8 protein-coding genes are annotated in these 8,846 nt (G+C 69.6%); 4 read left to right on the top strand and 4 right to left on the bottom strand.

Features of this window, described 5'->3' with window-relative positions:
* Positions 1-129: 129 nt before the first annotated feature.
* The 3 genes from GA0115259_RS35065 to GA0115259_RS35055 all read right to left on the bottom strand — a co-directional run bounded on the left by GA0115259_RS35065 (position 130) and on the right by GA0115259_RS35055 (position 2,382).
* A complete protein-coding gene (locus GA0115259_RS35065; protein ID WP_093604372.1) occupies positions 130-378 on the bottom strand; it encodes a chaplin in 249 nt (82 codons plus the stop codon).
* 155 nt (positions 379-533) lie between these two features.
* On the bottom strand, positions 534-1,163 hold the full coding sequence (locus GA0115259_RS35060; RefSeq protein WP_093604374.1) for a response regulator: 630 nt from the start codon (positions 1,161-1,163) through the stop codon (positions 534-536).
* Positions 1,164-1,224: 61 nt separating this feature from the next.
* A complete protein-coding gene (locus tag GA0115259_RS35055) occupies positions 1,225-2,382 on the bottom strand; it encodes a GAF domain-containing sensor histidine kinase (RefSeq protein WP_093604370.1) in 1,158 nt (385 codons plus the stop codon).
* Between the two features lie 248 nt (positions 2,383-2,630).
* Here GA0115259_RS35055 and GA0115259_RS35050 point away from each other — a divergent pair, with 248 nt between their 5' ends.
* The 3 genes from GA0115259_RS35050 (at position 2,631) to GA0115259_RS35040 (ending at position 5,261) form a co-directional block, all read left to right on the top strand.
* Positions 2,631-3,326: an SDR family NAD(P)-dependent oxidoreductase gene (locus GA0115259_RS35050; protein ID WP_093604368.1), complete on the top strand. Its 696-nt coding sequence runs from the start codon at positions 2,631-2,633 to the stop codon at positions 3,324-3,326.
* A complete protein-coding gene (locus GA0115259_RS35045; RefSeq protein ID WP_093604366.1) occupies positions 3,323-4,417 on the top strand; it encodes an S-adenosylmethionine:tRNA ribosyltransferase-isomerase in 1,095 nt (364 codons plus the stop codon). Before GA0115259_RS35050 ends, GA0115259_RS35045 begins: the two co-directional genes overlap by 4 nt.
* A 274-nt stretch (positions 4,418-4,691) precedes the next feature.
* Complete coding sequence (locus GA0115259_RS35040) at positions 4,692-5,261, top strand: transglycosylase SLT domain-containing protein (RefSeq protein ID WP_093604364.1); 570 nt, start codon at positions 4,692-4,694, stop codon at positions 5,259-5,261.
* Between the two features lie 135 nt (positions 5,262-5,396).
* Here the strand turns inward: GA0115259_RS35040 and GA0115259_RS35035 are convergent, their stop codons facing one another.
* The gene (locus tag GA0115259_RS35035; RefSeq protein WP_093604362.1) at positions 5,397-8,039 is read right to left on the bottom strand and encodes an ABC transporter ATP-binding protein/permease; all 2,643 of its coding nucleotides are present in this window, start codon (positions 8,037-8,039) and stop codon (positions 5,397-5,399) included.
* Positions 8,040-8,301: 262 nt separating this feature from the next.
* On the opposite strand from GA0115259_RS35035, the gene GA0115259_RS35030 reads away from it, so the two are divergent.
* On the top strand, positions 8,302-8,846 hold a 545-nt coding region (locus GA0115259_RS35030; RefSeq protein ID WP_218104253.1), incomplete at its 3' end, for a streptophobe family protein.

The following is an 8,846-nucleotide window of genomic DNA, read 5'->3' as shown; positions in this document are numbered from 1 at the left end:
CGGCCCGACGGGCCGCGCCCGCCCGCCGCCGAGTGAGCCGACGGGCGCGCCGCCTCCGCTCCGGCAGCCCGGCCGCCTTGGGTTACGGAGACGTTCGGGCTGCCCACGGCCGCCGGAGGGGCCCGGGCCTTAGTGGTTGACCGAGTGGTTGGCGAATGCGGGGTTCAGGAGGCCGATCACGTTGACCGTGTTGCCTGTCGCGTTCACCGGGATGTGGACCGGGATCTGGATGGCGTTGCCGGAGCCGACGCCCGGGGAGTTCTTCGCCGTGCCGAGCGCCTGGGCGCCGCCGTCGGTGGCGAACGCGGCACCGGCGGAGGCGCCCGCCGCGAGACCGGCGGTGACGAGGACCAGAGCGGCCTTCTTGGCAACCTTCATGGGATGTTCCTTAATCGCGTGATCAATGACCACGGCAGTACGCCGTGGTTACGCCATGAAGAACGCCCGAGCGGCGATCAGGATGCGCCGTGTGGGTGACATACACACGACGGTATGAATCTCTGACCGGAGGACGACGGTCCGCTTCGGCCGGCTCAGCCCGCCGCCCCATGTCGGACGGCCCAGAGCGCCGCCTGTGTACGGTCCGAGAGATCCAGCTTCATCAGGATGTTCGAGACGTGGGTCTTGACAGTCTTCTCGGAGAGCACCAGCGCACGGGCGATCTCGCGGTTGGAGCGCCCGTCGGCGATCAGGCCGAGCACCTCCTGCTCCCGGTCGGTGAGCGAGGTCCCTCTGCCCTGGCCGGCGCCCGTCTCGTCCTGGGCCAGCAGCGCGCCCGCGACCTCCGGCTGGAGCAGCACATGGCCCGCGTGGACGGAGCGGATCGCGCCCGCCAGCGCCTCGGGATCGACGTCCTTGTAGACATAGCCGGAGGCACCGGCCCGCAGAGCGGGAACCACGGTGCGCTTCTCGGTGAAGCTGGTGACGATCAGCACTCTGGCCGGGTTGTCCAGCTCACGGAGCTTGCGCAGCGCCTCGATACCGTCCATACCGGGCATCTTGATGTCCATCAGCACCACGTCGGGACGCAGTTCCTCGGCGCGGGCGACGCCCTCGCCGCCGTCCGACGCCTCGCCGACCACCTCGATGTCGTCCTGGATCTCCAGGAACGTACGCAGTCCACGGCGGACCACCTGGTGGTCGTCGACCAGCAGGACGCGGATCGCCCGCCCGCGTCCGGCCGCGACACTTCCGGCCGGACGCCGGGCACCGGCCCTGCCCTCTTCAGCCACCGGGCACCTCCATCTCGATCGTGGTGCCCTGTCCGGGCGCCGATTTCACCCTGAGTCTGCCGCCCACACCGCTCGCGCGGTCGCGCATCGAGACCAGCCCGAGATGGCGGCCGGCTCTGCGGACCGTCCTGGGTTCGAAGCCCGTACCGTTGTCGGTGACGCTGAGGACCGCGCCCTGGCCACGGCGGGCGAGGGCGACGTCGACCCGGTCGGCGCCGGAGTGCCGCAGCGCGTTGTGCAGTGCCTCCTGGGCCACCCGCAGCAGCGCCTCCTCCTGGGCGGCGGGCAGGGCCCGTATCCCGGAGGCGCCGAAGGTCACCTTGGCGGAGTGGGCGCGGTCGAGCACCTGGACATGGGTACGGAGCGTATGGACCAGCCCGTCCTCGTCCAGGGCCGCCGGGCGCAGCTCGACCACGGCGGCGCGCAGCTCGTCGGCGGCCTCGGCGGCGAGGGCGGCGACCTGCTGGAGTTCGCCCTTGGCGCGGACCGGATCGCGGTCGACCAGGGCGGCGGCGGCCTGGGCGGTCAGCCGTAGCGAGAAGAGCTTCTGGCTGACGGCGTCGTGGAGTTCGTGCGCGAGGCGCGAGCGCTCCTCGGCGATGGTGAGTTCGCGGCTGCGCTCGTAGAGCCGGGCGTTGGTGAGGGCGATCGCGGCGTGCTGGGCGAGGATCGCGAGGAGTTCCTCGTCCTCCTCGGTGAATCCGCAGCGCTCGCCACGGGCGGACTCCGGCCTGGGACAGCGCTTGTTGGCGAGGAAGAGCGCGGCGATCGTCTCGTCACCGTCCCTGACCGGGAGGCCGAGGAAGTCGGACATCTCCGGGTGGGCGGAGGGCCAGCCCTCGAAGCGCGGATCCTTGCGCACATCGGCGAGGCGCTCGGCCTTCTCCTCGTGGAGCATCGCCGCGAGGATGCCGTGCTGGCGTGGCAGCGGACCGATGGCCCGCCACTCCTCGTCGCTGATGCCGTCCACCACGAACTGGGCGAAGCCGCCGTGGTCGTCGGGGACACCGAGCGCCGCGTACTCGGCGTCGAGCAGTTCGCGGGCCGAGGCGACGATCGTCTTGAGGACGTCGCGCACCTCCAGACGTCTGCTCATCGCGAGAAGCGCGCTGCTCACGGCGGCGAGGCCGGAGCCTGGTCGGTGACTCATGTTTTTACCGTACCGGCGGGCCGGACAGCCCGTATCCGCCTCGGGACCGCCTCCGACCGGGGCCGATGACCTAGGTCCGACCTCAGTCCGGCCTCAGTCCGACTTCCGCCTGACCTCGGCCTGGCCTAGGTCGAAGTGCCCTGAGGGGACCGGGCCCGCGTCCGAGGCGGTGGCAGGGACGGCGTTCCTACGGTGAGTGGCATCGGCGGGCGACGAAGCGCGCCGATCTGGGCTGGAGGAGCGATGTCATGCCGGTAGCGATCATCACGGGAGCTTCGAAAGGGCTGGGGCGTGCGCTGGCCGTGGCGCTGGCCGGGCGCGGCTGGGATCTGGTGCTGGACGCCAGGACCGCGTACGTACTGGAGGAGACGGCCGGAGAGGCTCGGGCGCATGGAACACGGGTGGTGGCCCTCGCGGGAGATGTCACGGACGCCGTGCACCGTGCGGAGCTGGTGACTGCCGCCGCCGGGCTGGGCGCGCTCGATCTGGTGGTGAGCAATGCCAGTGCGCTGGGCGCGGAACCGCTCGTACGGCTGGACGCGCTGCCGCTCGACGGGCTGCGGGCGGCGCTGGAGACCAATGTGGTCGCGGCGCTCGGTCTGGTGCAGCGGGCGCTGCCACTGCTGCGCGCGGGCACTCCGGGCGCGGTCATCACGGTCAGTTCGGACGCGGCGGCGGAGGCGTACGGGACCTGGGGCGGTTACGGCGCGTCGAAGGCGGCGCTGGACCAGCTCGCCGCCGTGCTCGCGGTCGAGGAGCCGGAGCTGCGCGTGTGGGCCATCGATCCGGGCGACATGAAAACGGACCTCTATACGGCGGCCGTGCCGGACGACCCGGATCCACGGCCCGATCCGGAGTCGGTGGTGCCCGGTTTTCTGCGGCTGCTGGAGCGGCGCCCGGCGAGCGGCCGGTACGCGGCACCGGATCTCCTGGAGCCGAAGTGAGTGTCCTGCCGACGCTGCGGGTGCCCGAGGAACTGTCGGCCCGGGTCCCGGCGGAGCAGCGCGGCTCCGGCAGGGACGATGTGCGTCTGCTGGTCTCCCGGGGCACCGAAGTGACTCATCACACCTTCCGTGAGCTGCCCGGTCTGCTCCGGGCCGGCGATGTGCTGGTGGTCAATACGTCGGCGACGCTGCCGGCCGCGGTCAACGGGCGCCTCGGCGGCGCGCGCGTCGTCGTGCACTTCTCGACGCGCGGTGACGACGGCCGGTGGGCGGTGGAGCTGCGCACACCCGCGGCGGCCGGGACGACCGGGACGGGCACCACCCTGCCCAGGGCCGGTGGCCCGTCCGGAGCGGTCGTACGGCTGCCGGGCGGCGAGCAGCTCGTACTGGAGGATCCGCTGGCCCCGGAGGGAGCCCGGCTGTGGTGGGCGCGCGTCTCGTATCCGGATGTGCCGGGGCTGCTGCGCCGCTGCGGACGGCCGATCCGTTACGGATACACGGCGCGGGATCAGCCGCTGTCCGCGTACCAGACGGTCTTCGCGCTCCCTTCCGCCGACGGCTCCGGCTCCGCGGAGATGCCGAGCGCGGGCCGTCCCTTCACCGCGAGGACGGTCACAGAGCTGGTGTGCCGAGGCGTGCAGTTCGCGCCGCTGACGCTGCATACGGGAGTGGCCTCGGCGGAGGCCCACGAACCGCCGTACCCGGAGCGCTTCGAGGTGCCGGAGACGACGGCCCGGCTGGTGAACGCCGCCTCGGCGGGCGGCGGACGGATCATCGCGGTCGGTACGACGGCGGTACGGGCCCTGGAGTCGGCGGCCGGGAGCGACGGTGTGGTGCGGGCCGCCTCGGGATGGACGGATCTGGTGATCACGCCCAGGCGCGGAGTGCGCGCCGTGGACGGGCTGCTGACCGGACTGCACGAGCCGGAGGCCTCGCATCTGCTGATGCTGGAGGCGATCGCCGGGCGCGCGGCGCTGGAGCGCGGCTATCAGGAGGCGCTGGAGCGTCTCTATCTCTGGCACGAGTTCGGGGACGTCCATCTCCTCCTCCCTCGGCTCCCTGACGAGACCGCTCACACGGCGCATTGCTGAAGCAACGAACGGTCATATCGCCCCACCCTCGATGTGAGCCCGAGCATAGGACGTGGATCACTTACGAAGCGGAGTAGTCGATGGACAAAGGGGTGTGAGGATGGCGTAAACGGGCATCTTGGCGCCTTGCGGGTGCCCTGATGCACTACTCAGGGTCGTACGTCACACCTTTGCCAGAGGATTTTGCTGCCGCTAAGAATTGCGTTCGTCGCCGCCGAGCTGGCTGGCCAACCGGCCTTCGCGACTCCCCGCAATTCGAAGAGGTACGTCTTTCATGTTCTCGTCACGCATCGCTGATCTCCGTAGCCTGAACAGGACCACGACCCGCAAGGCTTCGATCGCAGGCATCGCCGCCGCCGGTGTCGCGGCCGTCACGTTCTCGCTGGTTCCCGGTGGCAACGCCTCCGCCGACGCCCATGCCGCCACCGCGCCGGTGGCCTGGTCGAGCACCCAGAGCGGCGTGCACACCACGGCGGCGAAGGAGATCACCGCCGTCAAGACGGCCGACAGCAAGGTGGCCTACCCGGACAACCTGGACGGGTGGATCCGTGAGGCGCTGTCGATCATGAAGAAGAACGGCATTCCCGGCTCGTACGAGGGACTGCACCGCAACATCATCCGCGAGTCGAGCGGTAACCCGAAGGCCATCAACCTCTGGGACATCAACGCCAAGAACGGCATACCGTCGAAGGGCCTGCTCCAGGTCATCCCGCCGACGTTCGCCGCGTACCACGTCAAGGGCACGCCGAACGACATCTGGGACCCGGTCGCCAACATCGTGGCCGCCGCCAACTACGCCGCGGACAAGTACGGCTCGATGGACAACGTCAACAGCGCCTACTGAGCAGGGCGGCGCGCTGACACGTACGACGCGCACTGACGCGTATCGACGCGGAGGGCGGCATCCCGTACGGGGTGCCGCCCTCCGGCGTGCGTGCGTGTGTGCATGCGTGCCTGCGTGTATGCCTGTTGGTGCGCGCTACTTGCGCATGACCTCCGGCTCATGACGGCGCAGCAGCCGCGACACCGCGAATCCGCAGACCACACCGATGAACAGCAGGATGCCGATGTTCATCCCCCACTGGCTCGCCGAGTGCTCCCACAGCGGGTCCAGATTGGTGGGATTGTCCTGGTCCCACGGCGGCATGAGATGCGCGAGGTCGAGAGTCGAGCCCGCGCCCGCGATGGCCCAGCGGGACGGCATCAGCCAGGCGAACTGTTCCAGCCCGGGCGAGTCGTAGACCTGGAAGAGAATGCCGGTGAAGACGACCTGGACGATCGCGAACATCACCAGCAGCGGCATGGTCTTCTCGGCGGTCTTCACCAGCGAGGAGATGACCAGGCCGAACATCATCGAGGTGAAGCCGAGCGCGATCACGACCAGACAGATCTCGATGGCAGGCGGCATGATCAGGCCCTCTTCGGGCAGGGCGCGGGTGGCGAAGCCGATACCGCAGATGATGACGCCCTGGAAGGCCGTGATCACACCGAGCGTGATCACCTTGGACATCAGATAGGCGGAACGGGACAGCCCGGTGGCCCGTTCCCGTTCGTAGATGACTCGTTCCTTGATCAGCTCTCGTACGGAGTTGGCCGCGCCCGAGAAGCACATACCGACCGCGAGGATCAGCATGATCGTGCCCGCGTCGCCGTTGAATCGGGACGGCGCCTCCGGCGGGCCGAGACCGAACTTCGCCGGAATGACCACGCTGACCACGCCGAGCACGGCCGGCAGGATCACCATCAGCGCCATGAAGCCCTTGTCGGACGCGATGACCGCCGTATAGCGGCGGATGAGCGTCAGCAACTGGGCGCCCCAGCTCTGCGGCTTCGGCGGGCGCATCTGCTGCGCCGGCGGCATATGTACGGACTGCGCGGCGACGGCGTCGATGTCCGCGGCGTACATCTGGTAGTGCTGCGAGCCACGCCAGCGGCCCGCCCAGTCGTAGTCGCGGTAGTTCTCGAAGGCGGAGAAGACATCGGCCCAGGTGGTGTAGCCGAAGAAGTTGAGCGCCTCCGCCGGCGGGCCGAAGTACGCCACGGAGCCGCCGGGCGCCATCACCAGCAGCTTGTCGCAGAGCGCCAGTTCGGCCACGGAGTGGGTGACGACCAGGACCGTACGGCCGTCGTCGGCCAGACCGCGCAGCAGCTGCATGACATCGCGGTCCATGCCCGGGTCCAGACCGGAGGTCGGCTCGTCCAGGAAGATCAGCGACGGCTTGGTGAGCAGTTCCAGGGCCACGGAGACGCGCTTGCGCTGACCACCGGAGAGCGAGGTGATCTTCTTGTCCTTGTGGATGTCGAGCTTGAGCTCGCGCAGCACCTCGTCGATACGGGCCTCGCGCTCGGCCTCGGCGGTGTCGCCGGGAAAGCGCAGCTTGGCCGCGTACTTGAGCGCCTTTCTGACGGTCAGCTCCTTGTGCAGGATGTCGTCCTGCGGAACCAGACCGATGCGCTGGCGCAGCTCGGCGAACTGCTTGTACAGATTCCGGTTGTCGTAGAGGACATCGCCCTGGTCGGCCGGGCGGTAGCCGGTGAGCGCCTTGAGCAGCGTGGACTTGCCGGAGCCGGACGGGCCGATGACCGCGATCAGCGACTTCTCCGGGACACCGAAGGAGACGTCCTTGAGGATCTGCTTGCCGCCGTCGACGGTGACCGTGAGATGACGGGCGGAGAAGGAGACCTCACCGGTGTCGACAAACTCTTCGAGCCGGTCACCGACGAGACGGAAGGTCGAGTGGCCCACACCGACGATGTCATTGGGGCCGAGGAGTACGGTGCCGGACTTGGCTATCGGCTGGCCGTTGACATAGGTGCCGTTGTGGGATCCGAGGTCCCGGATCTCGAACCGGCCGTCGGGCGTCGCCGTGAACTGGGCGTGCAGCCGCGAGACCTGGAGGTCGGAGACGACCAGCTCGTTCTCCAGCGCACGGCCGATACGCATCACATGGCCGAGGGAGAACTGGTGGAACGTGGTCGGGCTGCGGTCGCCGTACACCGGTGGGGCCCCCGCGGCGCCGCCGGAGGCCGGGACCTGCTGCGGGAAGGAGGCACCGGGACCGCCGCCCTGGTGCGGGCTCTGCTGGTGCGGCACCTGTCCCTGCTGCGGAACCTGTCCTTGCTGCTGCGGCATATGACTTTGCTGCGGCGGGACTTGGCCGTGCTGCTGCGGTGACTGCGGCTGCTGCCAGGCCTGTTGTCCCTGCGCGGGCGCCTGCTGAGCCTGCTGCCAGCCCTGTTCCGCCTGCTGCGCCTGGGCGGCCGGTCCCTGCGCGCTGTACGCGCCCGCGCCTGCACCCTCACCGGCGCCCGCCGCTCCGCCGCCGGTGAGGCTGAGCCGTGGTCCGTCGGTGGCGTTGCCGAGATAGACGGCCAAGCCGGGACCGATGTCCAGCCGCTGGATACGCCGGCCCTGTACATAGGTGCCATTGGTGCTGCCATGGTCCTCGATGACCCAGTTCCGGCCGCCCCAGCTGATGGTGGCATGGCGCCACGAGACCCTGGCGTCATCGATCACCAGGTCACCCTGGGGATCGCGGCCGAGGGTGTACGACCTGGACGGATCGAGCGTCCAGGTTCTTCCGTTCAATTCCAGTACGAGTTCCGGCACTCCATGCCCCACTTGTTGTCCCCCGATTGTCCCCCGTCGCAGGGAGTCTAGGGATGGCGAACATCGTGGGGAACTATTTCAGGCCCGCTCCGGTACGGGAAAGCCGGGCCTCTTGAACGCCTGGCACAAGCACGTAACAGCTTGCGTGGAGGGACCGTTGACGGGGGAGAAAGGCACCCGGAGAGTGGTAACCGCGTATGAGTGCCTACGGATCATGCGCGAATACGAGGAACGATCACAAGGCGGACATGGCCGTCGGGGATCGGGGGGCCTGATGAACGCGCGGGACGACGGCGGCCGTAGCGGCCCGGTCGATGTGCTGCTGGGCTCGGTGGCCGCCGTGAGCTGGGCACTGGTCGGGATGGCGGCGGTCGCGGCGCTCGGACTGCATCTGCTGGACGCCGACGCGTCGGCGTCGTTGGGACCGATGACGGCCGCGCTGGTGGTGCTGGGGGCCGGAGGATCGGTCACGCCTTCCGGTGATGTGTCCGCCTTCGGTCTGGAGGGCGTGGAGGCGCGGACCGCGGTCGACTTCACGCCACTGGGCGTGGGGCTCACGGGAGCACTGATCCTCGGGCTTCTCTTTCTGCGGTCGCTGCGGCGCGCGGGCGCGCATGTCTCCGTCGCCGAACTCGCCTTGCGCGCCGGGACGGTGGCCGCGCTGTTCGTCGGCCTGGTCGGCGGGCTCGCGTGGGCCGGGCGCGATGTCATCACGATCGACGGGAGCGGGCTGGGCCTCGGCCAGGTGCCGGGCCTGGGCGGCGACGGCTCCGGCTCCGGCTCCGGCTCCGGCTCCGGCTCCGGCGGGACCGGGGTACC

Source organism: Streptomyces sp. MnatMP-M17 (genome assembly GCF_900091995.1).
In the GTDB taxonomy this organism is placed as follows: Bacteria; Actinomycetota; Actinomycetes; order Streptomycetales; family Streptomycetaceae; genus Streptomyces.
The sequence above is the reverse complement of the archived record's forward strand: the minus strand, read 5'-3'. Positions and strand labels throughout refer to the sequence as shown.

What these genes read in the sequence shown, in the direction of transcription:
- GA0115259_RS35065 (WP_093604372.1), bottom strand. Translation starts at nt 378, where the DNA reads ATGAAGGTTGCCAAGAAGGCCGCTCTGGTCCTCGTCACCGCCGGTCTC.
- GA0115259_RS35050 (WP_093604368.1), top strand. Translation starts at nt 2,631, where the DNA reads ATGCCGGTAGCGATCATCACGGGAGCTTCGAAAGGGCTGGGGCGTGCG.
- GA0115259_RS35040 (WP_093604364.1), top strand. Translation starts at nt 4,692, where the DNA reads ATGTTCTCGTCACGCATCGCTGATCTCCGTAGCCTGAACAGGACCACG.
- GA0115259_RS35055 (WP_093604370.1), bottom strand. Translation starts at nt 2,382, where the DNA reads ATGAGTCACCGACCAGGCTCCGGCCTCGCCGCCGTGAGCAGCGCGCTT.